The 26,024-nt window shown below is 67.7% G+C and carries 21 protein-coding genes; 8 read left to right on the top strand and 13 right to left on the bottom strand.

The window, feature by feature from the left end; translation table 11 throughout:
• Window positions 1-43: 43 nt before the first annotated feature.
• On the top strand, window positions 44-691 hold the full coding sequence (locus AADV74_RS00745) for a M15 family metallopeptidase (protein ID WP_342110836.1): 648 nt from the start codon (window positions 44-46) through the stop codon (window positions 689-691).
• Window positions 688-1,263: a VanZ family protein gene (locus AADV74_RS00740; protein WP_342110834.1), complete on the top strand. Its 576-nt coding sequence runs from the start codon at window positions 688-690 to the stop codon at window positions 1,261-1,263. Before AADV74_RS00745 ends, AADV74_RS00740 begins: the two co-directional genes overlap by 4 nt.
• Before the next feature lie 19 nt (window positions 1,264-1,282).
• Here the strand turns inward: AADV74_RS00740 and AADV74_RS00735 are convergent, their stop codons facing one another.
• The 4 genes from AADV74_RS00735 to AADV74_RS00720 all read right to left on the bottom strand — a co-directional run bounded on the left by AADV74_RS00735 (window position 1,283) and on the right by AADV74_RS00720 (window position 6,072).
• Complete coding sequence (locus tag AADV74_RS00735) at window positions 1,283-1,648, bottom strand: DUF2255 family protein (RefSeq protein WP_342110832.1); 366 nt, start codon at window positions 1,646-1,648, stop codon at window positions 1,283-1,285.
• Window position 1,649: 1 nt separating this feature from the next.
• The gene (locus AADV74_RS00730) at window positions 1,650-2,681 is read right to left on the bottom strand and encodes an aldo/keto reductase (protein ID WP_342110831.1); all 1,032 of its coding nucleotides are present in this window, start codon (window positions 2,679-2,681) and stop codon (window positions 1,650-1,652) included.
• 130 nt (window positions 2,682-2,811) lie between these two features.
• Window positions 2,812-4,953, bottom strand: coding sequence for an alpha/beta hydrolase (locus AADV74_RS00725; RefSeq protein ID WP_342110829.1), 2,142 nt, complete (start codon window positions 4,951-4,953; stop codon window positions 2,812-2,814).
• A gap of 27 nt (window positions 4,954-4,980) precedes the next feature.
• Entirely contained in the window at window positions 4,981-6,072 is a 1,092-nt protein-coding gene (locus AADV74_RS00720) for a class I SAM-dependent methyltransferase (protein ID WP_342110827.1), read from the bottom strand.
• Window positions 6,073-6,192: 120 nt separating this feature from the next.
• On the opposite strand from AADV74_RS00720, the gene AADV74_RS00715 reads away from it, so the two are divergent.
• A complete protein-coding gene (locus AADV74_RS00715; protein ID WP_342110825.1) occupies window positions 6,193-8,937 on the top strand; it encodes a helix-turn-helix transcriptional regulator in 2,745 nt (914 codons plus the stop codon).
• 19 nt (window positions 8,938-8,956) lie between these two features.
• Here AADV74_RS00715 and AADV74_RS00710 read toward each other — a convergent pair whose 3' ends face one another.
• The gene (locus tag AADV74_RS00710; protein WP_342110823.1) at window positions 8,957-9,325 is read right to left on the bottom strand and encodes a VOC family protein; all 369 of its coding nucleotides are present in this window, start codon (window positions 9,323-9,325) and stop codon (window positions 8,957-8,959) included.
• 63 nt (window positions 9,326-9,388) lie between these two features.
• Between AADV74_RS00710 and AADV74_RS00705 the strand changes: the two genes are divergently transcribed.
• Entirely contained in the window at window positions 9,389-9,847 is a 459-nt protein-coding gene (locus tag AADV74_RS00705; protein ID WP_342110821.1) for a MarR family winged helix-turn-helix transcriptional regulator, read from the top strand.
• A gap of 361 nt (window positions 9,848-10,208) precedes the next feature.
• Here the strand turns inward: AADV74_RS00705 and AADV74_RS00700 are convergent, their stop codons facing one another.
• From AADV74_RS00700 to AADV74_RS00680, 5 genes are all read right to left on the bottom strand, one after another.
• Window positions 10,209-12,461, bottom strand: coding sequence for a glycoside hydrolase family 3 N-terminal domain-containing protein (locus AADV74_RS00700; RefSeq protein WP_342110819.1), 2,253 nt, complete (start codon window positions 12,459-12,461; stop codon window positions 10,209-10,211).
• Window positions 12,458-15,109: a family 78 glycoside hydrolase catalytic domain gene (locus tag AADV74_RS00695; protein ID WP_342110818.1), complete on the bottom strand. Its 2,652-nt coding sequence runs from the start codon at window positions 15,107-15,109 to the stop codon at window positions 12,458-12,460. The genes AADV74_RS00700 and AADV74_RS00695 overlap by 4 nt, the downstream gene beginning before the upstream one ends.
• 2 nt (window positions 15,110-15,111) lie before the next feature.
• Window positions 15,112-15,996, bottom strand: a complete 885-nt coding sequence (locus tag AADV74_RS00690; RefSeq protein ID WP_342110816.1) for a carbohydrate ABC transporter permease — start codon at window positions 15,994-15,996, stop codon at window positions 15,112-15,114.
• Between the two features lie 5 nt (window positions 15,997-16,001).
• Entirely contained in the window at window positions 16,002-16,886 is an 885-nt protein-coding gene (locus AADV74_RS00685; RefSeq protein WP_342110814.1) for a carbohydrate ABC transporter permease, read from the bottom strand.
• 88 nt (window positions 16,887-16,974) lie between these two features.
• Complete coding sequence (locus AADV74_RS00680) at window positions 16,975-18,297, bottom strand: ABC transporter substrate-binding protein (protein ID WP_342110812.1); 1,323 nt, start codon at window positions 18,295-18,297, stop codon at window positions 16,975-16,977.
• 182 nt (window positions 18,298-18,479) lie between these two features.
• Between AADV74_RS00680 and AADV74_RS00675 the strand changes: the two genes are divergently transcribed.
• Window positions 18,480-19,559: a LacI family DNA-binding transcriptional regulator gene (locus tag AADV74_RS00675; protein ID WP_342110811.1), complete on the top strand. Its 1,080-nt coding sequence runs from the start codon at window positions 18,480-18,482 to the stop codon at window positions 19,557-19,559.
• 5 nt (window positions 19,560-19,564) lie between these two features.
• On the top strand, window positions 19,565-20,476 hold the full coding sequence (locus tag AADV74_RS00670; RefSeq protein ID WP_342110807.1) for a LysR family transcriptional regulator: 912 nt from the start codon (window positions 19,565-19,567) through the stop codon (window positions 20,474-20,476).
• Between the two features lie 11 nt (window positions 20,477-20,487).
• Here the strand turns inward: AADV74_RS00670 and AADV74_RS00665 are convergent, their stop codons facing one another.
• Together AADV74_RS00665 and AADV74_RS00660 are read right to left on the bottom strand one after the other, a co-directional pair.
• Complete coding sequence (locus AADV74_RS00665) at window positions 20,488-21,693, bottom strand: cytochrome P450 (protein WP_342110805.1); 1,206 nt, start codon at window positions 21,691-21,693, stop codon at window positions 20,488-20,490.
• Between the two features lie 26 nt (window positions 21,694-21,719).
• Window positions 21,720-22,700 carry a PDR/VanB family oxidoreductase gene (locus tag AADV74_RS00660; RefSeq protein WP_342110803.1) on the bottom strand — a complete coding sequence of 327 codons (981 nt, stop codon included), beginning with the start codon at window positions 22,698-22,700 and terminating at the stop codon, window positions 21,720-21,722.
• Between the two features lie 114 nt (window positions 22,701-22,814).
• On the opposite strand from AADV74_RS00660, the gene AADV74_RS00655 reads away from it, so the two are divergent.
• Together AADV74_RS00655 and AADV74_RS00650 are read left to right on the top strand one after the other, a co-directional pair.
• On the top strand, window positions 22,815-23,678 hold the full coding sequence (locus AADV74_RS00655; RefSeq protein WP_342110801.1) for an IclR family transcriptional regulator: 864 nt from the start codon (window positions 22,815-22,817) through the stop codon (window positions 23,676-23,678).
• Window positions 23,679-23,775: 97 nt separating this feature from the next.
• Window positions 23,776-24,714: a LysR family transcriptional regulator gene (locus AADV74_RS00650; protein ID WP_342110799.1), complete on the top strand. Its 939-nt coding sequence runs from the start codon at window positions 23,776-23,778 to the stop codon at window positions 24,712-24,714.
• A gap of 42 nt (window positions 24,715-24,756) precedes the next feature.
• Here the strand turns inward: AADV74_RS00650 and AADV74_RS00645 are convergent, their stop codons facing one another.
• On the bottom strand, window positions 24,757-25,995 hold the full coding sequence (locus AADV74_RS00645; RefSeq protein ID WP_342110797.1) for an MFS transporter: 1,239 nt from the start codon (window positions 25,993-25,995) through the stop codon (window positions 24,757-24,759).
• Between the last annotated feature and the right edge of the window lie 29 nt (window positions 25,996-26,024).

Below are 26,024 nucleotides of genomic sequence, written 5' to 3'. Positions count from 1 at the left end.
AACGCGAACGCGCCTGCAACACGCGGTCGAGTGTGCTGGAGGCATGTCCTCCAGCACCACACCATCACCAGAGCAGTCAGGCGCAGCGCGCCGGGTTCGATCGGCCATCGTCGCGCTCGTGGCGGTCGCAGCGGCCGTCGTCACGATCGTCACGGCCGCCGTCGTCATCGTCACGATCACCGGTGGCCTGCCGCCGACGGCGGCGCTCGCCCTGGGCACGGTGAATGCCGACGCGGGCGGCGCGGGCGGCGAGGTCGGCGACGGCGTGACGGTCTTCGACGACGAGGTTCCTGCCGTGGCCGGGCTCGATCCCGCCCTGCTGGACGCGCTCCGTCGGGCCGCGACGGATGCCGCCGCAGACGACGACCTCACCTTCACGGTCAACAGCGGCTGGCGCTCCCCCGAATACCAGGAGCAGCTGCTGCACGAGGCCGTCGCCGAATACGGGTCCGAGGAGGAAGCTGCTCGCTGGGTCGCCACCGCCGAGACGTCTCCCCACGTGAGCGGAGACGCGATCGACCTCGGGCCATGGGATGCGACGTACTGGCTGTCGGAGCACGGGGCCGAATACGGCCTGTGTCAGATCTACGCCAACGAGTCCTGGCACTTCGAGCTGCGGCCGGATGCCGTCGCAGACGGTTGCCCGGCCATGTACGAGGACCCCACCTTCGACCCGCGGATGCGCACATGACCCCGCAGGGTGCTGCCGCCCAGGTTCCACAGCGGACCTCGACCTCCCTGGTCGTGCTGTTCGGAACCTATCTCGCGTTGCTCGCGTGGATCGTGTTGTGGAAGCTCGACGTGCCCTGGATCGGCGGGGTGCAGCGCGTGATCAAGATCGTCCCGTTCGCAGCCACCTCCGGAAACGGCGCCAGTGCTCCACTCGAGGTCGCTATGAACCTCGTGATCTTCATTCCCTTCGGTGTCTACCTCGGCCTTCTCGCACCACGGTGGTCATGGTGGAAAGTCGGGGCCTCCGCCGCCGGCGCGAGCCTCGCCCTGGAGATCACGCAGTACGTCCTCGCCATCGGAAGCACCGACGTCACCGACGTCGTGGTCAACACGGCCGGCGGCCTGGCCGGACTCGGTCTGCTCGCCCTCGCGCGACGCCACTCAGCGGTGACCACGAGCACCATGACGCGGATCTGCTCGATCGGAACGGTGGGCGCCGTGCTCGCGAGCGCGATCTTCGTCGCCGCTCCCCTCCACATGACACCGCCCGACGGCGGACACCTCCAGCGCTCGGCGACGGTATCGCTCTGACGGGAGGCCTGACCCGCCGTCAGCTGGGGTCGACGCGCAGGGTGGTCGAGAGGGCCTGCGCGCTCACGATCGCCTGTACCGATGCTCCGTTGCCGTATTTGTCGCGGTAGGCGGCATCGATCTCGGCGTCCCGTGTGTCGTCTCGGGTGAAGGCGACGTCCATGGAGACTCCGCCCGACTCGATCCGGCCCCTGCCCTGCACCTGAGTGCCGCGGAACCAGGCCGCCTCGGGGCCGTTCACCGAACGGACGTAGATGGCGTCATCGACGCGCACGTGCCAGATGATGACGAGTTTGCGCAGGGTGCCGTCGGTGCGCCTCCCGGCGATGCGCAGCTCGCGGGCTCGGTCGATGCTGTCGAGTTCGGCTTCGGTCCACTCGGCCATGTCAGTTCCCTCCATCGTGACGGCGGAGGGCGCTCGGCACGAGCGTCGCGCTCCCGTAGCTGTTGTCGTCGGGATTGACCGTCACGCCAGGGGGCACGAGCTGGTCGATCCTGTCGAGGATCTCGTCGGTCAGCCGGACGTCTGCCGCCGGCAGCTGGGATTCGAGCTGCTCCATGGTGCGCGGACCGATGATCGCCGACGTCACGCCCGGGTGGTTGACGACGAAGGCGATGGCCAGGTGGATGAGGCTGATCCCGGCCTCGTCGGCGACCTGGGCGAGCGCGTCGACGATCTCCAGCTTCCGCTGGTTCGCCGCTGACGTCATGTCGAACCGGGCACTGGGGCGCGCAGCCGACGTCGGGGTCGGCGCCGTGTCCTTGCGCCACTTGCCGGAGAGCCATCCGCCGGCCAGAGGACTGTAGGTGAGGGTTCCCATGCCGTGGCGCAGCGTCGTGGGCAGCACATCCTCCTCGATGCCCCGAACGAGGATCGAGTACGGCGGCTGCTCGGTGACGAACCGGGAGAGGTGGTGATCGCGGGCCGCGACCTGCGCCTCGACGATCTGGCTTCCGGAGTAAGAGGACGAACCGATGTACCGCACCTTGCCCTGCCGCACCAGATCGGTGAGCGCACCGAGTGTCTCCTCGACATCGGTCGTCACACTCGGACGGTGCACCTGGTAGAGGTCGATGTAGTCGGTTCCCAACCTCCGCAGAGAGTTCTCGACCTCGCTCATGATCCACTTCCTGGAGCCCCCGCTTCGGTTCGGCCCCTCCCCCATGGGCATGAAGAACTTGGTCGCGAGCACGACGTCATCGCGCCGCCCCTGAAGTGCCTGACCCACGATCTCCTCGGAGGCACCGGCCGAGTACACGTCAGCGGTGTCGACGAAGTTGATGCCAGCGTCGAGCGCCCGGTGGATGACGCGGATGGAATCATCGACGTCCTGGTTGCCCCACGGGCCGAACATCATCGTGCCCAGGCACAACGGGCTCACCTCGACGCCGGTGCGGCCCAATATGCGGTAGTCCATCTGCTGACCTCCTGGTCTCGTGCCGCGCTGGCGGCCTGCCTCTCCCCAACCTAGGTCGGCGGTTCGCACCGCGGGAGGCTCTGCCCTTACCTGCTTCAGCGGCCGCCCAACCTGACGGGCTCGGCTGCGTTCAGAGGAGCTCGGCGATCATCGCGGCGGCGCGCGCTGCGCCATCCGTCTCGACCGGTCTGAACAAGGTGGTCTCCCGACCGAGCCCCGCGATGATGGCCTCGGCGAGCGCGTCAGGATCGGCGGCCTCCTCATAGGGCAGCAGATCACCGGCTCGGTAGCGCTCGAGGCGATGGCGCACGTGGAAGTTCTGCTCGAAGTGGTGACGGAGCGGCACGTAGAGGAACGGTGTGCGGCTCGCGGTGAGCTCCATGCACGTGGTCAGGCCGCCCTGCACGACGGCGAGATCGGCGACGGCGAGATGGCGGTGGAGATCGGGGACGTGTCCTCGCACCGTTGAGCCCCGACGGCGCGGGAGCGAGCGCGGATCGATGCGCGGCCCCGCGACGACGACGAATCGGAGATCGGATGCCGCCCTCAGCGCGAGCGGCACCGCGTCGAGCACACGTCGCAGCAATGGTTCTCCCACGCCGGATCCCCCGACGGCCACGACGCACAGCCGCTCTCCCCGCGCGTAGCCGAGCTCGTCTCGGAGTCGATCACGGTCGGCGACCTCGGCGGGGTCGAAGCCCGTCACGTAGCCGGCGAAGTCGAAGTTCTCCTCGACCCAGGCGCGGATGAGCGGGAGGCCGGGGCCGAACGAGTACGGCACCACGTCATCGGGCGATCCCACGAAGATCGACCTGTCGCGCACGTGCCGGAAGCGGGCACGTTGTTCGATCATCTCCGCGTTGTAGTCGGCTGTCAGGGCCGCCTCCCTGCTCCCGCCGTCCGGCATCGGAAGCCAGCCGACGAAGTCCGTCATCCAGGCGAAGGCGAATCGCTTGAGTTCCGGGTTCTCGTGCAGGTGATGGTCGACGTCCCACGCCTCGTCGCCGATGACGAGGTCGAAGTCCTCCTCGCGCACGACATCGTCGAAGACCATGAAGTTGTGCACGAGGAGCTCGTCCATGCGACGGATGGCCTGGAAGGCATGGAGATCGTGCTCGCCGGCCTCGTGCTCGATGTGCGTGCTCTCGTTGGCGAGGAACGCCGACGCGGGATGCACGATCTCCCCGGCCTGCTCGAGCACGGCGGTGACCGGATGCTGGGCGAGCCAGCTGATCTCGACATCCGGATGCCGCATCCGCAGCTCTCGGGCTATCGCGAGGTCGCGTCGGGCATGGCCGAGGCCGATCGGTGATGAGAGGTAGAGGACCTTTCGACGGCGGCGAGCAGCCCGCGTCCAGGTCGTGGTGCGGCGCACGGGGGCCGGCGCGGTGATCCGGTCCACGAACTCGCGGATCAGGTGGTTCACCCGCACAGGGTCGCGGGCGAGCGGCCCGTGCCCGCTGCCCTGCAGGAGCACGACGTCGCCACCGGTGAGCGCAGCGATGCGCTCGCTCACCGCCGGCGGGGAGATCTCGTCCTCCGTGCCGTGGATGAGCAGCACCGCGCACTGGACCGCCCCGCAGACCTGCTCCAGCGGAACCACCGGAACTCCGAGGTACCCGTGCATCCCCGCCGTGGCGTCGGCGACGATCTCCGGGGTGGTCTCGTGAGCCCACTCCACCGCGTCCTCGATCTGCTTCGTCGAGTGCGGCTCGGCGAACATCCGGGCGAAGAAGAAGTCGACGAAGGCGTCGAAGCCGCCCGTGAGCCAGAACTCGCGGTTGTACATCGACCAGCCCGCGCCCGCGTCGCTCGGAGCCTCCCACCCGATGCCGGCGCGTGCAGGTCGCTCGACGCGGATGTTGCCCGAGGCGCCGATCCCCACGATCCCGGCGACGCGATCCGGGTGGGACGCCGCGAGGTGCAGCGCCCACGTGACGCCCCACGAGAGTCCGACCACGATGGCCCGCGGCGTCGACGTCGCCTCCAACACGGCCGCGGCGTCGGCGGCGTACTCGTCATCGCGGTATGCCGCTGCACCGTGCGGTCGAGCCGATGCGCCGTTTCCCCGGCCGTCGAAGACCACCACGCGGAAGTGCCGGGCGAGGTAGCCGAGCTGCCCCTTCCAGATGCGCGAGTGCACGATCGTCCACGTCGGCATCAGCAGCAGGGTGGTCGGCCCGTCGCCGTAGACGGCGTAGGAGATCTCCACGCCGTCCCGGTCGATCGAGCCGCTGTCTCGCGGGCTCGCCACGGACACAGGGTCAGCCACTACGCCAGTATCCTCCGCCGGTCCCCATCACGGACGGACCTCCAACACGCGGTTGAACGGGGTCTCGGCCGCAGTGCGGAACCGGGTGAATCCTGCAGCGGTGACCACGTCGCGGATGCGCGCCGGCCCGGCCTGGGTTCCGAGCGCCAGGCCGACGTCCTGGGCGAGCGATGCCGGGGTGCAGAGCAGCGTCGAGAAGCCGTAGTAGGCGCGGCCCACCGGGTTCAGGTTGTCGCTCACGCTGTCGCCCGCCATCGGCTCGACAACCATCCAGGTGCCGTCGGGCGCGATGCTCTCACGAACATGACGCGCTGCCCCGACAGGGTCGCCCATGTCGTGCAGGGCGTCGAAGGTCGTCACCAGGTCGTAGGCCGCTCCGGCGAATGCGGTGGATCCGGCGACCTCGAAGGTCACGCGGTCGTCGACCCCGGCGGCGCGAGCGCGCTCTCGGGCGACGTCGATGGATGCCTCGTGGTAGTCGGAGCCCACGAAGGTGGAGTTCGGGAACGCCTGCGCCATGATGACGGTCGACGCACCGTGCCCGCATCCGATGTCGGCGACACGCGCGCCCTGTTGCAGCTTCTCCACGACGCCGTCGAGAGCGGGGAGCCACTCGTCGACGAGGTGGGCGTTGTACATGGTGCGGAAGAAGCGCTCGCAGCCATTGTGCACGTCGCTGTTGTGCTCGTGCCAGCCCACGCCTGCGTTGTTGCGGGCGGCATCCATCACGCTGTCGACGTCGTGGATCGTCCCGAGGGCGATCTGGAAGAAGCCCGGCAGGTAGGCGGGGCTGGACGGGTCGGTCAGGGCGGCGATCTGCTCGGGAGGGAGCGTGTACCGGTTGGTGGCGGCGTCGTACTCGACGTAACCGCCGGCGGCCTGGGCGTTCAGCCATTCCCGCGCATAGTGCTCGTCTGTCCTCGTGTCCTGCGCGAGCCGGGCTGCATTCGTCGGTCCGGATGCCGCCATCGCGCGGTAGTAGCCGAGCTTGTCGCCGAGCACGACGAGGGCTGTGTTGAGCGTTGCTCCGACCTCGTCGACGGCCTTGCCGACGAATGCCATGAGCTTGTCGATGTCGATGGTCGCGGCAGCAGCCGGCGAGTCCTGGAGATCGGTCATGATGCTTCCTCTGTTCGGGGTGCCGGCTCGGTTGCCGACGCCAGCGAGGCTAGGCCGACCGCCCCGTCGCTCGTATCGGGTGGGCCCCCTGGAACCTGCCCCGACGCCTAGACTGGCGGCGTGCTGCTCGGGCGTGATGCGGAGCGGCAGGCGATCGAGCGCCTGCTCGCCGGGGCACGCGTGGGCGACGGCGGGGCACTCGTCATCACCGGCGATCCGGGAATCGGCAAGTCCGCCCTGCTCGATGCCGTGCGATCGACGACAGCCGGGATGCTGGTCATCAGCGTGCGCGGAGCGGAGGCCGAGCACGAGGTGCCGTTCGCGGGACTCCATCAGCTCTGCGCTCCGCTCTCGGGACTCATTTCCGACCTCGCCGTCCCGCAGGCCGGCGCCCTCGGCGTGGCCCTCGCCCTCCGCGATGGTCCGGCCCCCGGACGGTTCGCCGTCGGAGCCGCCCTCCTCGGGCTGCTCACCCGCGCGGCAGAGGACACGCCCCTCGCCGTCGTCATCGACGATGCCCAGCACCTCGACGAGTCATCGGCCTCGGCCATCGCCTTCGCGGCGAGGCGACTGTCGAGCGACCCCGTCGTGATCCTCGCCGCCCAGCGCAGCGGTGAAGCATCCGCCCTGGCCGGATTGCCGCGGCTCGAGCTCGGTCCGCTCGAGGCATCCGCCGCCCGTGCGCTGTTGACCGCTGATGCCGGTCGTCCGCTCGACGATGAGGAGTTCTCCCGACTCCATGAGGCCACGTCGGGCAACCCGCTGGCGCTGCTCGAGCTGGGGAATCGTCGGATCGAGTTCGCCGTCGCTCCCCCGGGCTCGCCGGTTCCCCTCACCGGCGAGCTGCTCACGGCCTTCTCGGTGCGGCAGCGGTCGCTCTCCGGTGACGCGCGGGCGGCACTCCTCCTGGCGTCGATCAGCGGCGATGACGTCGACGTGCTGATGCGCGCGTGCGAGACGCAGGGCGTGCCATTCGCCGCACTCGAGGAGGCCGAGGCCGCCGGCCTCGTGCGCCTGCAACCCGGAGAGGTCGGCTTCCGGCATCCGTTGGTCAGAGCAGCCGTGTACGCGGATGCCGATCCCTCGGCGCGACGGGCTGCACACCGAACGCTCGCCGACGTCATGGGCACCGCTCAGCCCAACCGACGAGCCTGGCACCGGGCGGAGGCTGCGATCGGACCCGACGAGACAACCGCCGCTCTGCTCGACGACGTTGCCGCGGTGTCGGCGGCGCGCGGCGCCTATGCCGTCGCCTCCGCGCAGTACGAACGCGCAGCAGGCCTCACACCGGCGGGCGGCCTGAGAGCGGAACGGGTGCTGCACGCCGGAGAGCAGTCATGGCTGGCCGGCGACCGAGATCAGTCGCGCGCCCTGCTCGCCCGCGCCCTCGAGTCCGCGACGACTCCGGTCGAGAGGGCACACGCGCTCATCCGGCTGGGAACCGTCGAAGCCCGCTCCGGATCGCTGGCGACGGCACGCGATCTGCAGTTCGATGCCCACGCGGAGGCTCAGGAGCATGACACCGGCCTCGCCGTGTCGGCTCTGGCGGATGCGGTGGAGTCGTGTCTCTTCCTCGCCGATGCGGAGTCCGCCCTGAGGGCTGGCGGGATGCTCATCGAGCACGCCGCATCGGGATCCCTCGACGGCATCCCGTACTACGCCGCCGGAGTCGCGGAGATCCTCGGAGGCCGCGCCGACCGGGGCGCGAGCCTGATCCGCACCGGCCTCGTCCAGGCCGTGCCCTCGGCGACGGAGGAGCAGTGGGGGCTCAGCTGGAGCCTCACGGCGCCGCTCTTCTTGCGCGAGTCGGGCGCGGCACGCGACAGGATCACGGAGGCAGCCAGGGCCGCCCGGACTCGTGCGGCTGTGGGGATGCTTCCCTTCCTGCTCACCCTGCTGGCCAAGGACGACGCTGCCGCGGCGAACTGGCACCGCGCCGACGAGGGCTACGCCGAGGCCGTGCGCCTCGCACGGGAGAGCGGTCACGACACCGACCTGGCGCTCGCGCTCGGCGGGTGGGCATGGCTCGGAGCTCGCCAGGGCGACGCCGACGGTGCGCGTGAGCGTGCCAGGGAGGCGGGCGAGCTCGCGTCGACCCACGACGCCAACCTCGCCGGCATCTGGGCGTCGTGGGCGCTCGCCGACCTCGCCTCCGCTCATGGGCGGGCGTCCGATGCGACCACGTTGTACCAGGCTCTGCAGCATCGACTGCACGAGCTCGCCCTGGGCGATGTCGACCTGGCGCCGGTGCCCGAGCTGATCGAGCACCTCCGACCAGCGCGTGGACCCGACGAGCGCCTGGAGTCCCTCGCACGGTCCTACCTCGACGCCGCGCGGAGCAAGGCCCTGCCGTGGGCTCTCGCCCGGGCTCACCGGGCGATGGCCATCGTCGCCGATGACGAGCAGGAGGCCGAGCGTTGGTTCGGCACGGCCCTCGAACTGCACGAGGGCACCCCCGACGTCTACGAGGCCGCGCGCACGTTCCTCGCCCTGGGATCCCGCCGGCGGCGTGCCCGCCGCCGTGCCGCCGCTCGCGAGCCGTTGAGGGCGGCTCTCGAGGCCTTCGAACGGCTCGGCGCGACGCCGTGGGCCGACCGAGCCGCCGCAGAGCTCGCGGCAACGGGAGAGACTGCGGTGCGCCGTGAAGCCGGCTCGCTCGCAACGCTGACGCCGCAGGAGCGCCAGATCGGCGCTCTCCTGGCCGATGGGCTGACGACGCGTGAGGCGGCCGCGTCGCTGTTCCTCAGTCCGAAGACCGTGGAGTACCACCTGCGGCACGTGTACCTGAAGCTCGGCATCCGTTCACGCGACGAACTCCGGCAGGCGCTCGAGCACTGGGCACCGGGCGGCGGCGCTCGAGGCTAGGCGCTCGTCGCTCGGCTCCTCAGCCGCGGTCGTGGAGGGTGATCTGGTAGCCGTCGGGGTCGGCGAAGGTGAACGTGCGACCGAATGGGCCGTCGATCGGTGTGGAGACGATGGTGTGCCCGTCGGCGGCGAGAGCGTCGTGGATGGCCTGGACGCCTGTGGCGTGCAGCCAGATGGCCGCACCAATGCCGGGCTGAGCGGCTGACGCGAGATCCGTGCCGGGAACGATGTCACGGAGCGCGAAGGCGATCGGCTGCGTCTCGAACACGACGGCGTGGGGCGGTCCAGCCTGTGAACGAACGAGGCCGAGGTACTGCTCGTAGAACGCCTGCGACGCGTCGAGGTCGCGGGTCTGCAGGGAGATGAAGTCGGGGCCGGTGACGGGCATGAAGTTCCTTCGGGTTTGCGTGTCAGTTTTCTGACACGATTGACTGTATGTCAGAATACTGACATGAGTCAAGACGGTGTCGGCGTCGACCTGAAGACGTCACTGGGCTACCTGCTGAAAGAGGCGTCGAGCGCCCTCCGCGCTGCGATGGAGGCAGAGCTGCGGCCACTCGGGATGACGGTGACGCACTACTCCTGCCTCGAACTGCTCGCCCAGCGGCCAGGACTGTCGAACTCCGAGCTCGCGCGGGGGGCGTTCGTGACCCGGCAATCGATGAACGTGCTGCTTCAGGCGCTGGAGCGCGACGGCTACGTGACCAGGCCGGCGGAGGCATCCGTGGGGAAGGTGCTGCCGACACGACTCACCCCACGTGGCCGACGAAGCCTCGAGAAGGCGACAGTCGCGGTTCGCTCCGTCGAGGTCAGGATGCTGGGCGGCATGACCCAGGACGAGCAGGCGGATGCGTTCACGGCCCTGCAAGGCATGATCCGCTCCCTGCGGAGACACGACGACAAGGTGTAGCCGACTCCGCCCCAAAGACGTGATCTGACAGGTCGATGGCGGTTCGGGTGAAGAAGCGCTGAGCGAGCCGGTCGACGGCGATCCCGGCCGGCTGCGTGGGGCCGGGCGGCGTCCCGGCGAGGCGTCGCGCATAGGCGAGCACCGCGGCGAGCCCTCCTGCGGCGGCAGCCTCAGGAAGCTGTTCGAGCTGACACAGGTCACCGAGGATGACCGTGGGCCGGTCGGCCGCAGGGTCCGCGTAGGGATCGTCATGCCAGAGGAGACGCCACTCGCTCACGGGTTCCCCGACGGATGTGACAGTGACGACGATGGGCCGTTGACAGCCCGACAGGACATACCCGTGGCGCACCCCGACCACGGATCACTCCCCTCGGCCAACCTGGCCTGTCGAACGGAGCACGTCGATGGAAAGGTCCCCCAGGACGGCCTGGAGGATGTCGAGCGTGAGGGCGTTCCCCTCGTCGACGGAGAGGCGATGGATCGGCATCCCGCCGATCATCGTCAATGCCATCGGGTTGGTCAGCAGTCCGATCGTCTGGCCCGAGGGCTCAGCGTCGCGGAGGCGTCGCGTCAGATCCGGGCCGGCATCCGGATGTGCCATCCACTCCGCCAGAGTGGAGTCGATGCCGAGGGGCGCCTCGGTCGCACCGGATTCGATCTCGACCTGGATCGTGCAGCGAATGTCCCGCGAGGATGAGCCGACCGCAACGGTCCACGCCCCGGCGTCAACCGCCCAGTCGCCGGTCGCCTCGTCGTACCGGGCGAGTGCCCGTCGCGGAATCCTGATCTCGACGGTTGCGGTTTCTCCGGGCTGGAGGGGCACCTTCGTGTATCCCGCCAGAGTCTGCGCCGGTCGTCGTGCTCCGCCCGAGGGCGGACGGAGGTAGGCCTGGACGACCTCCGCCCCCGCGACCTCGCCGGTGTTCGAGACGACGGCCGAGAGCACCAGGTCGCCGCCCTCTCGGCGGATCCCCGCATCGCCGATCGAGAACGTCGTGTAACCGAGTCCATGCCCGAAGGCGAAGCCGACAGGTGCCCCGACTGTGTCGAAGTACCGGTAACCGACGAAGACGCCTTCCCCGTAGTAGCTCTTGCCACCCTCTCCGGGGAAGGAGACGGCGGACGGATGCGACGCCAGCGACACGGGGATGGTCTCGGCGAGCCTGCCCGATGGGTTGGCCCTCCCGTGGATCACGTCCGACAGGGCCTGCGGGCCCGCTTGACCCGGCAGGCCGATCGTGAGGATGGTGTTCGCCAGTCCTGACCATTCCGTCGAGAGGACTCCGCCGCTGTTGAGCACCACGACGAGGGTGCGGGCGGCCTCCGAGACCGCGCGCAGGAGGGTGACCTGCGCGCTCGGCAACGCGATCCCTGCGCGATCGTATCCCTCGGATTCCGCGTCCGCCGGCAGGCCGAGGACGACGATCGTCGTATCCGCTGCACGGGCGACCTCGACCGCCTCGGCCACCAGTGCGTCATCCGTTCCCTCGGCATCGAGGTCGTACGCCCGGGCATAGCGCACTGAGCCCTCCCCGACGCGGAGCGCATCCAGCAGGGATCCGGTCCGCCTCGCATTCACAGAGGAACTGCCTCCACCCTGGATGCGTGGCCGCTCTGCGAGTTCGCCGAGCACCGCAATCGAAGCGCCGGGCGTCACCGGGAGTCCGCCGCCGTCGTTCTTGAGGAGGACGATCGACTCCCGGGCTGCCTCCAGCGCGAGCGCATCGTGCTGGACCTGATCCACCGGGCCGCCGGCGGTCGCGGCGTGAGCGCGCCGAGCCAGAGCCACCAGGCGGTCCGCCGATGACCACACTGCGTCCTCGGAGACGTCGCCGCGTCGAACGGCCTCCTCCACCCGGCGGTCGGATGCGCCCGAGGTCGACGGCATCTCGAGGTCGAGGCCGGCGGAGAGGGATCTGACCCGGTCATCCACTGCGCCCCAATCGGAGACGACGACGCCATCGAAGCCCCAGTCATCCCGGAGCGTCTGGGTCAGAAGCCAGGGATTCTCGGCGGCGTAGACACCGTTGATGCGGTTGTAGGACGCCATCACCATCCACGGCTTCGCGTCCCGGACGACCTGCTCGAACCCCGCGAGGTAGATCTCCTTCAGTGCCCGGTCGGAGACTTCGGCGCTGACGCGCATCCGATCGGTCTCCTGGTTGTTCACGGCGAAGTGCTTGATGCAGGCTCCCACGCCTGCGGACTGCACTCCGCGCACGAATGCTCCGGCCGATGCACCGGTCACGAGCGGGTCTTCCGAGTAGTACTCGAAGTTCCGACCCCCGAGTGGCGAGCGCTTGATGTTCATCCCTGGTCCGAGGAGAACGTTCGCTCCGGCCGTGCGTGCCTCGGCGCCGATGGCGCGACCGACCTGCTCGATCAGCTCGAGGTTCCAGGTGGACGCGAGATTCGTCGCTGTCGGGAAGCAGGTGGCCGCCACCTTGCCCGACCAGTCCGGCAGGTTCATGGCGACGCCATGCGGGCCGTCAGTCATGACGACAGCGCCGATCCCACGCTCCGGAAGCGCCTTCGTCGATGCGAAGTCCGCGCCGGACAGAAGAGATGTCATCTCCTCGAGGGAGAGCTCGGCCCTCGTGGCCTCAGTGTTCATGAGGCGAGCCCCGACTCGATCATCTGCCTGCGTTCCTCTGGATTGTGGATGTTCCATCGCCTCGGTGCCGACGGGTCATCCTCGGAACGGCGGATGGGAGCGGTGAAGGTATGACTGCCGGCGTGCACGATCTGCGCATCGGCGCCGGGGAGCACGACATCGGCCGTCACACCGGTGGGGATGGTCACGTGAACCGTGAGGAGGCCGTCCTGGCGGTTCCATCGGGTGGAGATCAGTCCGTAGGGACTCAGGTGCTCGGCGGCGGCATGGGTCAGCTTCCCACCGGGCTGTGGCGCGATTCGCACCCGGCGGTATCCGGGCTCGATGGGTTCCAGGCCGCCGATGCGGCGGTGCATGAAGTCGGCGACCGCTCCGAGGGCGTAATGGTTGAACGACGTCATCTCGCCGGGATTCAGAGATCCATCGGGGCGCATGCTGTCCCACCTCTCCCACACCGTCGTCGCCCCCATCGTCACGGCATACAGCCAGGAGGGCGCCTCCGTCTGGAGGAGGAGGTGGTACGCGTCGTCCATGTGTCCCGTCTGGGCGAGGGCGTCGCAGACGATCGGAGTACCGACGAAGCCGGTCTGGATCAGGTACCCACCGTTCTGCACCAGCTCGGAGAGACGTCGACCTGCGGCATCGCGTTGCTCGTCGTTCGCGAGCAGGTCGAATGCGATGGCGATGGCGAGACTGGTCACGGTGTCACTCACCACTCGACCCCCGGGTGCGACGTAGACATGCTGGAAGGCCGACCTCGCGCGCTCGGCGACCACGGTGTAGCGCTGCCGACTCAGCGTGTCCCCCAGAACCCCCGCGGTCTCGGCGACGATGGCCGCCGATCGGGCGTAGTGGGCGGTCGCAACCAGGTAGGCATCCGTTGCCGAGTCACCGGGACGCTCCGGCGGGGCGGCAGGGTCCAGCCAGTCCCCCAGCTGGAACCCGGTGTCCCAGAGACCCGACGAGTCGGCGAGCTCGGTCACCTGGTCGACCCACGCGCGCATGCTCGCGAACTGCTCGGCGAGCAGCCCTCTGTCGCCCGTGCGCTGGTAGAGCACCCACGGCACGATGACTGCGGCGTCACCCCAGGCCGCGGCGGGATCCTTCGGGAAACCGCAGTCGATCCACGGGTGGAAGTTGAGGACGGAGCCGTGTTCGACCTGCTCGGCGGCCAGGTCCCTCAGCCAGTTGGTCAGCACTCCGATGCTGTCGTATAGGTAGGCAGCGGTGGGCGCGAAGACCTGGATGTCGCCACTCCAGCCGAGTCTCTCATCCCTCTGGGGGCAGTCGGTCGGAAGGTCGACGAAGTTGTCGCGCATGCTCCAGACGACGTTCTCGTGGAAGCGATCGAGCATCTCGTTCGAGCTGGAGAACCACCCCGTGCGCGTCATGTCGGAATGGACGACGGATGCGAAGAGCGCTGCGGGATCCTGGTCCTCCGGCCACCCGACGACCTCGGCGAAGCGGAATCCGTGCAGGGTGAACCGCGGCATCCACCGCTCCCCGCGACCGCCGGCGGAGATGTAGACGTCCACCGACGTCGCCGTCCGGAGCGGACGGACCGCGAGCTCGTCGTCCTCCAGCACTTCGGCATGGTGGAGCTCGATGCGGTGCCCAGCGGGAGCCGTGACCTCGAAGCCGATCCTGCCCGAGATGTTCTGGCCGAAGTCCAGCCGGAGCCTGCCGTTCGTTCGACGTTCGATCGAGATCGGGATCAGCGTCTCCGTCACGCGCACGGGTGGTCCTGTGGGCGCCTCGAGGCGGTGGGAGAACTCGTCGAGATTCACCGTGGTTGCTGCAGTCCAGTCGCCCCGAGCTGGCCCGGCCGTCGACCAGCCGTCGATGGCGAGCCGATGGTCGTGCTGCTCTCCCTCGTAGAGGCCCGTCGCCGTGATCGGACTCTCTGCCCAGGTCCAGGAGAGTGGGACCGATCGAGTTCCCTCGTCGTCCGTGATCTCGAGCTGCAGAAGCAGCGACACGTCACTGCCGTAGTTGTCCCAGAGTCCTCCGTTGAACCCCAGTCGGCCTCGGAACCAGCCGTCGGCGAGCCACACCCCCAGCGCGTTGGCACCGGGCTGGATCATCTCGGTGACGTCGACGGTGCGGTATCGAAGCCGATGCCGGTAGCTGGACCACCCCGGAGAGAGAATCTCGCTTCCGGTGCGGCCGTTGACCTCCAGGTCGAAGACTCCATGCGCCGTCGCATAGATGCGAGCGGCCCTGACAGCTTCGTCCACAGTGAACTCGGAACGTAGGAGGTAGGCGGGTCTGGCCGACGGATGCGGCGCCTCGAGTGAGGGCGAGACGAAGTCGACGGCCCAGTCGGCCGGCTGCAGCAGGCCCGCCTCGATACGGAGCGATCGACTCCAGTTCGTCACCCTGCCGTCATCGAGCCGCGCGCGAACGCGCACATCGGCGGTCTCCCGGGAGATCAGGGGCTCACCCACCCAGGGCACGAGCACGCTCAGGTCGCTGAGCACGCGGGTTGCGACCGCCGCACCGTGGGACCGCACGATCTCGATGTCGTAGGCGGCCTGGGCGACGCCGTGCGGAGCATCGACGATGGTCCAGCTCAGTCGCGGCTCCGGGACGCCGATGCCGAATCCGTCCTCGCGATGCTCGACCCGCAGGTCAGTCGTGTACGACACGGTCAGCCCTTCACGGATCCGGCGGTCAGGCCCTTCATGACGCGCTGGTTGAGGAACAGGTAGATGACGAGAGTCCCGAACACATTGACGCAGATGGCCGCGAAGGTCGGTCCGTACTGGATCTGCCCGAACTGACCGGTGAAGTTCAGCAAGCCGACCTGGATGGTGCGGAGATCATCCCGGTTCGTGAAGGTGAGCGCGATCAGAAGGTCGTTCCAGATGAAGAAGAACTGGACGAGGGCGACGGTGAAGATGGCGTTCTTGACGAGGGGGAACCCGATCGACCAGAAGCTGCGGAGGATACCTGCTCCGTCGAGGGTGGCGGCCTCGAAGATCTCGCGCGGTACGCCCCGGAAGTACGTCGCCATCATGAAGACGGTGAGAGGCAGACCGATCGCCGTGTAGGTGATGATCAGCGGCCAGAGCGATCCCGTGAGACCGGTCTGGAAGTAGATCGTGAAGAGCGGGAGGAGGATCATCTGGCCCGGCACCATGATCCCGGCGAGGAACAACAGGAGAATCGTTCCCCGGCCCTTCCACACCATCACCTCGAGGGCGAAGCCGGCAGCCACGCCGAACACGATGGTGAAGAACAGCGCCGGAATCGTCGCGAGGATGCTGTTGCGGATGTAGGTCCCGAGGTTTCCGGTCGTGAATGCCTCGATGTAGTTGTCGAAGTTCGTCCAGCTCTCCGGAAAGGCCCACGTCGGACTCGTGAGGAACTCGGCCTGGGTCTTGAACGATCCCATGAGGAGCCAGAACAGGGGGTAGACCACGACGATGAGGAGGACGGCGACCAGGAGCCAGCCGGGGATGCGCCGCAGGGTGCGTCCCGCTGCCTCACGGCGTCGGATCGAGGTCGCAGTCGAAGATGTGGTGCTGGACATCGACGTCAGCCTTTCGTGAGGTCGTTGCGCGACGAGCGGAATATGAAGAGCGTGACGACCAGGCAGAGCATCGTGAGAAGGAGTGCGATGGAGCTGCCGAAGCCGTACTCGCCGTACGTGAACGACGTCTGGTACATGTACAGGGTCAAGGGCGTCGTGGTGTTTCCCGGCCCGCCATTCGTCAGCGCGAGGACCGAGTCGAACACCTTCAACGTGCCGTTGACGCTGAAGATGATCGACGAGAGCAGAACGGGGAGGGAGAGCGGAATCACGATGTGGCGGACGAGGCGCCATCCCGAGGCGCCGTCGAGTCGTGCGGACTCGAAGAGTTCCTCGGGAATGTCGACGAGACCGGCGTAGAGGAGCACGGCATAGAAGCCGGCGGACCGCCAGATGTCCATGATGATGATCACCCAGAAGGCGCTGCTGGCGGTCGAGAACCAGTCGACAGACGGAATGCCGACGAGATTGAGGGCCGAGTTCACGAGTCCGTTCTGGGGGGCGTACTCGAACAGCTTCTGGAAGAGGAGTGCGACGGCAACAGTCGGGAGCACGACCGGGAAGAACACCAGGGTGCGGATGAGGCCGGATGCCTTCCTCAACCAGAAGACGTAGGCGAGCGAGAGGCCGTAGCCGAACGCGACCTGCCCGATGGTCAGGACGATGGCGTACTTCAGCGTGAAGAGAAGGGCATCGCCCACCTTGGGGTCGGTGAAGAGCGCGGCGAGGTTGTCGAGTCCGACGAAGGTGAAACCCGTGATCGGGTTGCCCTCGAACACCGTGTAGCCCAGCGACCAGAGGATCGGCACGAGCATGACGAGGGTGTAGACGAGGAGTGCGGGGCCCAAGAGGATGGTGACGGCCCGCCAGTCACCGAGAACGCGATTCACGACATTGGTCTTTCGTTGTTGCAGGGAGACGCGTGCGCGCTGCGGGGTGAGGGTTCCACCCCGCAGCGCGCACGCGTCGTTTCTGGTGTCAGTTGCCGAGGTCGGCCTGGACCATCTCCATGAACTTGTCCGGAGTGATCGCCCCGGTCACGAGCTGAGATGCGTTCGTCTGGCTGGTGGTCGCCGCCTTCGCGTTGAAGAGCGCCTCGAACCAGAGCACGCTCTGCGTGGTGGCGTCGATCTGCTCCTGCACGGTCTGGGTGAGCGGCGGCAGGTCCTCGACCGGCGTGTTCACCTTGAATCCGGTGATGACTCCCTGATTCGCGAGCGAGCTCGAACCGAAGTTGTCGGCGATGCATCCGACCCACTTCGCCACGTCATCGGTGTAGCTCTCCTGGGAGAGCGCGAGCGGCACGCCGACGTTCGCAGCGAGCTGGTCGATCGAGCCCGCGCCACCCTCGATCTCGGGGAAGGGCATGAAGCCGATGTTGTCCGAACCGATCACGTTCTGGGCAGGGTCGGCGAAGTTGCCGAGGATCCAGCTGCCCATGTAGAACATGGCCGCGTCACCCGAGAGGAACTGGGTGACTGCCGTCGTGTAGTCGATCGAGCCCACGGACGGACCGAAGTAGCCCTTCTCGCCCAGCTTCGCGACCTCGCTGGCCGCCTTGACGTACTCGGGGTCCGTGAGCTTGGCGTCGCCATCGGCCACCTTCTGGAGGGCATCGGGCCCGAGGTCGCGGAAGATGTAGTTTCCGACGAGGCGCGTCAGCGGCCAGCCGTCCTTGCCATCTGCGGAGAACGGGGTGACGCCCGCCGAGCCGAGCTTGTCAGCGGCCGCGGTCAGCTCGTCCCAGGTCGTCGGAACGTCGATGCCGTTGTCGGCGAAGACCTTCTTGTTGTACCAGATGCCCTCGACGTTGAACTCCGTGGGCAGCACGTACTGTCCGCCGTCGTAGAGGGCGTCGATGGTCGACTTGGCTGCGGGGATGATCGCGTCGCTCTTGCCGAGGTCATCGAGCGCAGCTTCGACGTCGACGAGCTTGCCACCCTTCTTGAGGTCCTTCGCGACCTGGGGCGTGTTTCCGCTCGCCATCAGCACGGGGAGGGCGTTCTGTCCGGCCAGCAGTTGCAGCTGCTGGTCGTAGCTCGCCTGCGGCTGCGTGGTCACCTTGAGGGGAAGCGCCTTGTTCTCGGCCGAGCACTCATCCGTACTGAGTGCGGTCAGGGTGTCCTTGATGGACGTGTTCTCTGCGAACGAGAGGTAGGTGAAATCCTTCGGCGCTGTGGTGGACCCGCCTCCGGCGCCACCCCCAGCGCTGCAGCCGGTGATGAGAAGTGCGCTGGCTCCGACCATGGCCGCGAGCGGCACCAGTCGACGCACACCACGCTGTGTGAAGTGTGAAGGCAATGTTTTCTCCTTTGAAATGCAGGGCCTCGTTTGAAGCGCTTCAAGGTGATGGTACGGGCGCACGAGGGCGCCCGGAACAGCCGTGGGCTCGCCATCCATAGCGATCTGTAATACCGATCATGCGTTGCACGCATAGGTGGTTCTTGAAGCGCTTCACGTCGGTGCCGGGGTAGGTTTGGTGCATGACCTCTGCCGTGCAGTCCTCCGCAGGTGGAGCAACATCTCTTCCGTCCAGCGCATCGATCTCCGATGTCGCTTCGCTCGCCGGCGTCTCGCAGGGCACGGTGTCGAATGTGCTGAATCACCCGGAACGGGTGACGGACGTCACGCTCGACCGGGTGCAGCGCGCGATTCAGATGCTCAATTACGTACCCAACGGGCCTGCGCGCTCCCTGGCCGTGGGGCGGACTGCTTCATTCGGCCTGGTTCTCTCCGATCTATCCAACTCGCTGTTCGTGGAGATCGCCTCCGGCGCCGAGCGCGCAGCCGAGGAAGCTGGGCTCACCCTCCTTCTGGCGAACAGTGACGGGCGCCTCGACCGCGAGAACACCTATGTCCGCCTGTTCGCAGAAGGACGGGTGGCGGGAGTCATGCTCACGCTCAACGACGAGTCGCACTATCGGGCGATCGCGCGACGAGGCTCCCCCGGTGGCCCGTTGGTGCTGCTGAACTACGCAGCAGATCCCGCCTCGTTCTGCAGCGCGCACATCCGCAACGACGTCGGCGGGTCCATGGCCGCGGAGCATCTCATCGAGACCGGCCGGCGCCGTCTGGCCTTCATCGGCGGTCCCAGCGGATTGCAACCCGTCACCGAACGACGACTCGGCTTCCATCGGGCCCTGACCGATCACGGCCTGGCTCCGGTCGTGGAGATCGACCCGGTCGGCGTCAACCGGTCCGACGGGTGGGCGGTCGGCCTCAGACTCATCGACGAGGTCAAGGCCGGTCGCGTCGACGGCATCTTCGCGGCATCCGATCTGCTCGCAGCCGGAATCGCCCAGGCATTCGCGGCGAACGACGTCAGCGTCCCGTCCTCTGTCGGCATCGTCGGATACGACAACAACCAGGCAGCATGGGACAGCCCGATCCCGATCACCACCATCGGTCAGCCGGGAGACGAACTCGGTTATCGGGGAGCACAGCTGCTCCTCCGCGAAGTGGCCGAGCCGCACGCCCACCGGCACGAACAGATCGAGCTCGAACCCACCCTCATCGTGCGAGAGAGCACCGGTGCAGCCGGAACCCGCCCGGGCGTACGGTAGGCAGCATGGAGCTGGCCAACGTCGACCTGAACCTTCTCGTGCCACTGCAGGTGCTGCTCGAGGAGAAGAGCGTCAGCCGCGCTGCCGAGCGTATGCACATGAGTCAGCCAGCCCTGTCGCAGTCGCTCAGTCGCCTTCGCCGCCATTTCAACGATGACCTCCTGGTGCGCTCGGGCAACTCCTACGTCTTGAGCCCGCTGGCGGTGCACCTGAGCTCTGAGATCCAGGCTGCCTCGGCATCGGTGACTCGGGTCTTCGGTTCGCAGTCGGATTTCGATCCGGCCTCGAGTCAGCGGGAGTTCCGCATCATCTGCTCCGACTACGCGGCCAGCGTCTTCGGAGCCGCCCTCTCCCGCCGCATCGCGAAGTACGCACCGTCGGTCCAGCTCGTCTTCGAGCAGATGGAGGATTCGGTCGTCGACAACGCCCCCGAGTCGCTTCGGGACGTGGACGGCCTGATCGTACCGCACGGCTACATCAAGGGCACTGCCCACCAGGAGCTCTTCCTGGATCGGTGGGTCTGCATCGCCGACGCCTCGCGCCACGAGGGCGCCACACTCTCGGAGGAGGCACTGGGCAGGCTGCCGTGGGTGGTCACCTTCAACGGGAGAACGGCGATCACCCTAGCCATCCGGGAATTGCACACGATCGGGATCTACCCGCACATCCAAGTGGTGAGCCGGAACTTCCTGACCCTCGCCGACCTCGTCGTCGACACGAACCGGATCGCCTTCGCACCGGAGGCCCTGGCTCGGCGCCTCGCCGAGACCCGGCCCGTCGTCGTCCTCGACCCGCCCATCGAGGTGCCCGACCTTCGCAACGCCTTCTGGTGGAACGCGGCCTTCGACGACGATCCGGGCCATGTATGGCTGAGAGCGCAGATGAACCAGGTCAGCGTGCCAGGGATGCGCCGCTGACACCCGCGAGGTCAGTCGAGGGTGATGCGCACCGGCATGCTCTCCCATGCCCGGAGGGTGTTGTTGAGGTGGCGTACGGGCCGATCGGAGAGCTCGATCGTCCGCACACGCCGTGCGAGCGCCGTGACGAGCGTGGCTGCCTCGAGGCGAGCCACATGCTGTCCGACGCACTGGTGGATGCCCATTCCGAAGCCGACGTGGCCTGACGGGTCCCGTGACAGGTCGAAGGCGTTCGGGCGCTCCCATCGCCGTGGATCGCGGTTGGCCGATCCGAGGAACATGAGGATCTTGTGCCCTGCGGGAATGGTGGTGCCGTCGAGGGTCACATCCTGGGTCGTGGTGCGGAAGAAGGTCTGCACGGGCGACTCGAGGCGGATGGCCTCATCGAATGCTCGGCGCGCCAACCGCGGATCCTCGCGGAGCGCCTTCCACTGGTCGGGGTGCGTCGCGAAGGCGTGCAGCAATGCACCGATCGCATGGACTGTGGTGTCCACTCCTGCGGAGAGCAGCGAACGGACGATGAGCGGCGCCTGCGCGGGCGTGATGTCGCCCCGGTCCGTCGCCGCCCAGATGTCCGCGCCGAACCCCGTTCCGGCGAGCGACTCCCGAGAGCACTGCGCGTTCACCCAGGCCGAGAGTTCTGGCGCGCGCGGCGCACCCTGGCGGACCAGGAAGTTCTCAGGCCCGAAGGTGTTGAACAGGTGGTCGCCGTACGGGAGCAGATGGTCGCGATCCGACCCGGGCAGGCCCACCGCGTCAGGGAAGACGCGCAGCGGGAAGGCCTCCGCCAAGTGCGTGACCGCATCGAACTCGAGCGGACCCTCGATCAGCCGGTCGACCAGGCGTTCCGCGTCATCCGCCCACACCGGTTCCAGCTCGCGGATCGACCGTGGGCTCAGGATCTTCGCAAGCACCTCACGTGGTGCGTCGTGATGGGGCGGGTCAGCCTCGAGGAGCAGGCTCGGTGGTCGCCAGGGCTTCTCCCGCGTGAAGTCGGTCATCCCGACCCCTGCGGCGGACTGGAAGTCCTGCCAGTCAAGCAGTGCGGAGCGAACGGTGTCGTACCGGCCCATGGCATAGACCCCGTACTTCTGAAGCCGGACGACGCTGCCTGCCTCGCGGAGCCGCTCCTGGAAGGGAAGGGGATTCTCGAGGATCTCGGCGCTGAAGGGGTCATCGGTGCTCTCGGTCACGGCGTGCGCGTCAGTGATGGTCATGGTGGTCCTTCTGGGAGGTGAACGGGTCAGACGGCGATGACGATGCGGTCGCTGCGCGACCGGCTGACGCAGGGAAAGAAGCAGTCGCCGGCCACCTGCTCCGCGTCGCTGAGGATGGAGTCACGGTGATCCGGCTCCCCGCTCACCACGGTGGTCTCACAGGTGCCGCACACCCCACGTGCGCAGGACGTGAGGATGTCGATCCCAGCGCCGCGCAGTGCAGTCGTGACGGAGGTGCCGGGACCGACGCCGACCGTGATGTCTGTGCCGAAGATCTGGACCTCGAACGGGGTGAGACGGGGCGGCTCGTCGACAGTGCGCGCTGTGAAGCGCTCGCTGCGCACCCACCCGGGTCTCCACGTTCGGGTGGCGTCGACGACGGATTCCAAGAGGCGGGCCGGCCCGCAGGCGTAGACCTTCGTCGCTTCGTCGTACGACCCGATCCACTCAGCGAGAGAAATTCGTCCGCGCTCGGATGCCGGGTGGAGGGTGACGTCTCCGCTGCCCACGGCGAGCTCGTCGACCAGGGCCATGGTGCTCCGATCCCGCCCGAGGTAGAGGAGCCTCCACCGAGAGCCCACGGCCTCGGCTGCGCGCAGCATGGGGAGGATCGGGGTGATTCCGATGCCACCGGCGATGAAGGTGTACGACGCCGACGGGACGAGGACGAAGTTGTTCCGCGGCCCTCCGAGACCGACCCGATCACCGACCGTGAGCACATCGTGGATGAACCGGGATCCGCCGTGTCCCGCTGCCTCTCGCAACACGGCGATCCGGTAGTCGCCGCTGTCGGCGGGGTCACCGCAGAGGGAGTACTGCCGCGTGACGCCGTCCGGCAGGATGAGATCGATGTGCGCGCCTGGCGTCCAGTCCGGCAGGCGTCCGCCGTCGACGCGGCGGAGCGTGATCGACATGACCGACGACGCGATGAGATCCTTCTCGACCACGACGAGGCGGCGGTCCGACCGCTCGAAAGCATCGGGTGCGGAGTGGGTCGGTGATTCCATGCAGTCTCCTGTTGTCAGCGTCGACGACGAGTGTGGTCACGCTAGGGCCTGCTGCGCACGCGTGGTTGCAACTTTCCGTTGAAAGGAAAGTGCTAGCATCCGGTTGGAGGATCGATGGCGAAGGCATCCGCAGGACGGTCGGCCCTCAGCAGGCAGATCCTGCTGCTCGACTCGTTCTCGACCCTCCAGCCTTTCCTCACGATCTCCCAGCTCTCACGTCGGAGTGGGCTTGCCTTGTCCACGACGCACCGCCTGATGGCGGAGCTCACGGAGTCCGGCCTCACGGAGAGACTGGACGACAAGACCTATCGGCTCGGCGTCCGCCTCTGGGAAATCGCCAGCCGCACGCCCGGCGCCATCGGCCTGCGCGAGACGGCATCGCCTTACCTTCATGAGGCGCATGCGGTCATCCGGCAGCATGTGCAACTCGGCATCGCAGACGCACGTGACGTCCTCTTCCTGGAGCGCCTGTCGATGCAGGACGCCGTCGTCTCTTCGACGATCATCGGCGGACGTCTGCCTCTGCACGCATCAGCGACAGGATTGGTGCTGTTGGCGGATGCCGCTCCCGATGCGCTCGCAGACTTCCTCGCTGTCGCGCTGCCGTCATACACGGATGCGACGATCCACGACCCAGGCGCGTTGCGAGCCGCGCTCGCCGATGTGCGAAGACAGGGCTACGCCGTCACCGACGGACACATCCATCCCAGCGCCCGAGGGGTCGCGGTTCCCGTCGTCGGAGCCGCCGGTGAGACCGTCGCCGCGATCGGGGCAGTAGTGCCGAACGATGGTCAGCCGTGGCTGCATGTCGTCCAGACCCTGCGCACGGCGGCTCGGCGGACGACCACGGCTCTCCGCGCGGCCGCGCTCCCCTCCAGCGACCCTGAGGCGAGCCCCGGGGGCCGGTACCGGGCATTGGTGCATTCGTCGGACCAGTCGATGGAATTCCTCTCACGAGATCGCCGGGCACGCGAGTAGCTCGCCGGTCGCAGCATCGATCGACCCAATACAGTAACCACTAGACATTGACGTCGCTGATGCCGCGTCGATCCCGATCCGCGAAGGACACGACGACGTGCCGACCTCGAACAGCCTCGCCAGACTCGACCTGAACCTGCTCGTCTCTCTCGACGCACTCCTCACGGAGCGCAGCGTCACGCGAGCGGCGGAACGCCTCAACCTGAGCCAGCCGGCCCTCAGCGCCTCACTGGCTCGACTCCGCGTGCATTTCAATGACCAGATTCTCGCGCGACAGGGCAACTCGTATCAGCTCACTCCCTTGGCGTCGCGACTGGCTGAGCAGACTGGCATCGCTCTCGACGCGGCGCAGCGGGTGTTCGCCAGCCAGGCAGCGTGGGACCCGAGCGAATCGACACGTGAGTTCACCGTCTACGGCTCGGACTACGGCTTCGCGACCGTCGGCCGTGTCGTCGCCGACCTCGCCGCAGAGCGTGCTCCGCACGTGCGGTTCCGCTTCATGCAGCACACCCCCAAGATCGTCGAGGACGCCGTGGGGACGCTCCGCTCGTCAGACGGGCTGCTGCTCCCCCACGGCTTCCTCACCGACCTGCCGTACGTGGATGTGTCGTCCGATGGCTGGGTGGTCATCGCGTCGGCCGACAACGACCTGATCGGCGAGACGCTCTCGATGTCGGATGTCGCGACGTCGCCGTGGGTATTCACATACCAATCGCGGTCGGCTTTCACCTCGGCATCACGTCAACTTCAGCAGTTGGGTATCGAGCCGACCGTCGAGTGCGTCGTCGAGGGGTTCCTGACGCTGCCGTCCTTCATCGCAGGCACCCGCCGGCTCGGGCTCATCCAGGCGCACCTCACCGAGTTCGCTCTGCAGAATCCGCGAATCCGCGTGCTCGCCACACCGTTCGAGGCCACCCGGATCACGAACGCCCTGTGGTGGCATCCGATCCATCGAAGTGACCCGGAGCACGAGTGGATGCGCGCCCTGTTCGCCGAGGCCGGTGGGATGGTCGACTTCGCCTCGACACCGGGCTGACCGGGACCGGGTCGCCCGGTCCCGGTCCTGGTCCCGTCGTGCCTACGGTCGGGCTGAGGCGAGCTGCGGTTCGGCAGGCGCACCGGTTGCGCGCCGCAGACCGAGCCCGAGAGCCACAGCCACAACGGCGCACGCGATTCCCACAACGCCGACGGCCATCGGCAGTCCGCCGACCGCCGCGACGATCACACCGATCAGGATCGGCGTGAGGAACTGACCGAGGAAGAACGCGGACTGCCACCAGCCCGTCGAGCGTCCTCGTTCCTCGAACCGGATCGTGGACAGTGCCCACGTCAGCATTGACGGCAGCAGCAGGCCCGAGCCGAATCCGGCGATCACAGCGCCGATCACGACCCCGGGCACACCGCCGACGATCCAGATGACCAGCATTCCCAGAGCCTGCAGACCGAACGCAAGTGGAAGCAGGAGCTTCGGCCCGCGCGCGGCGAGCTTCGGGAAGGTCAACGCACCGGCCGCGGTCACCAGGGACGCTCCGGCAGCCACCGCTCCGATGATCGCGGTGTTCGCCGCATCGACGCCGTTCGCCACCAGGAGGTAGCTCGTCTCGATCAGCATCACGTAGAAGGAGAACCCGCCGAACAGCGCGACCACGAGCGGCAGACGAAGCCGACGCCACGGCACGGGCACCTTCGCCGCTGCGGCATGGCTGTCCGTCATGTCCTCTCGGCTCGGCTCCCAGAGGCCGAAGATCATCGGGATCGCGATCACGAGGCTCAGGGCGTAGATCCAGAACGGCGCGTGCCACCCGCCGACGCCGAGCGCGCCACCCAGGATGATGAACACTGTCGCGGCGAGCGTCGTGACGACGGTCTGCAGTCCGAGGTACTTGTTGCGTCGCTTCTCCTCGTGGAAGTAGTCGACGATCAAGGTGGTGCAGGCCGTCATGATCGCGGCTTCAGTGATGCCGACGCCGACTCGCGTGGCGAGGATGAGCTGGAGCGACTCGAGGTAGGCCGGGGCCGTGCCGACGAATGCGTACGCGATCATCGCGACGATGAGTAGTTTCTTCCGCCCGAGGCGATCGACGATCTGGCCGGCGAACGGCGCGAAGATGGCGATCATGAGGGCCGGTATGGCAACGATCATCGGAACGAGGATCGCTGCCCCGGGCTCGGCTCCGAAGACCTCGGAGAGCTGAGGGAGGATGGGCGTGAGCAGCACCGCGCCGAGCACGGGCATGCAGCTGCCGGCGAGGAGGAGCACCGCCTGCCAGACGCCCGCGTGCCTGGCGGCGGGGCGCCCGATGGATGAGTTCGTCATTGAATCTCCTGGAATCGTGATGGATGGTG

Origin of the sequence: Leifsonia stereocauli (genome assembly GCF_038432415.1) — a bacterium.
GTDB classification, from domain to species: Bacteria; Actinomycetota; Actinomycetes; order Actinomycetales; family Microbacteriaceae; genus Orlajensenia; species Orlajensenia stereocauli.
This window is presented reverse-complemented; position numbering and strand designations above follow the sequence as displayed.

Coding starts and splice junctions, on each gene's coding strand:
- AADV74_RS00710 (WP_342110823.1), bottom strand. CDS start 9,325: ATGCCCGTCACCGGCCCCGACTTCATCTCCCTGCAGACCCGCGACCTC.
- AADV74_RS00660 (WP_342110803.1), bottom strand. CDS start 22,700: ATGGAATCACCGACCCACTCCGCACCCGATGCTTTCGAGCGGTCGGAC.
- AADV74_RS00665 (WP_342110805.1), bottom strand. CDS start 21,693: ATGACCATCACTGACGCGCACGCCGTGACCGAGAGCACCGATGACCCC.
- AADV74_RS00655 (WP_342110801.1), top strand. CDS start 22,815: ATGGCGAAGGCATCCGCAGGACGGTCGGCCCTCAGCAGGCAGATCCTG.
- AADV74_RS00690 (WP_342110816.1), bottom strand. CDS start 15,996: ATGTCCAGCACCACATCTTCGACTGCGACCTCGATCCGACGCCGTGAG.
- AADV74_RS00645 (WP_342110797.1), bottom strand. CDS start 25,995: ATGACGAACTCATCCATCGGGCGCCCCGCCGCCAGGCACGCGGGCGTC.
- AADV74_RS00730 (WP_342110831.1), bottom strand. CDS start 2,681: ATGGACTACCGCATATTGGGCCGCACCGGCGTCGAGGTGAGCCCGTTG.
- AADV74_RS00705 (WP_342110821.1), top strand. CDS start 9,389: ATGAGTCAAGACGGTGTCGGCGTCGACCTGAAGACGTCACTGGGCTAC.
- AADV74_RS00675 (WP_342110811.1), top strand. CDS start 18,480: ATGACCTCTGCCGTGCAGTCCTCCGCAGGTGGAGCAACATCTCTTCCG.
- AADV74_RS00740 (WP_342110834.1), top strand. CDS start 688: ATGACCCCGCAGGGTGCTGCCGCCCAGGTTCCACAGCGGACCTCGACC.
- AADV74_RS00670 (WP_342110807.1), top strand. CDS start 19,565: ATGGAGCTGGCCAACGTCGACCTGAACCTTCTCGTGCCACTGCAGGTG.
- AADV74_RS00700 (WP_342110819.1), bottom strand. CDS start 12,461: ATGAACACTGAGGCCACGAGGGCCGAGCTCTCCCTCGAGGAGATGACA.
- AADV74_RS00720 (WP_342110827.1), bottom strand. CDS start 6,072: ATGACCGATCTCCAGGACTCGCCGGCTGCTGCCGCGACCATCGACATC.
- AADV74_RS00745 (WP_342110836.1), top strand. CDS start 44: ATGTCCTCCAGCACCACACCATCACCAGAGCAGTCAGGCGCAGCGCGC.
- AADV74_RS00735 (WP_342110832.1), bottom strand. CDS start 1,648: ATGGCCGAGTGGACCGAAGCCGAACTCGACAGCATCGACCGAGCCCGC.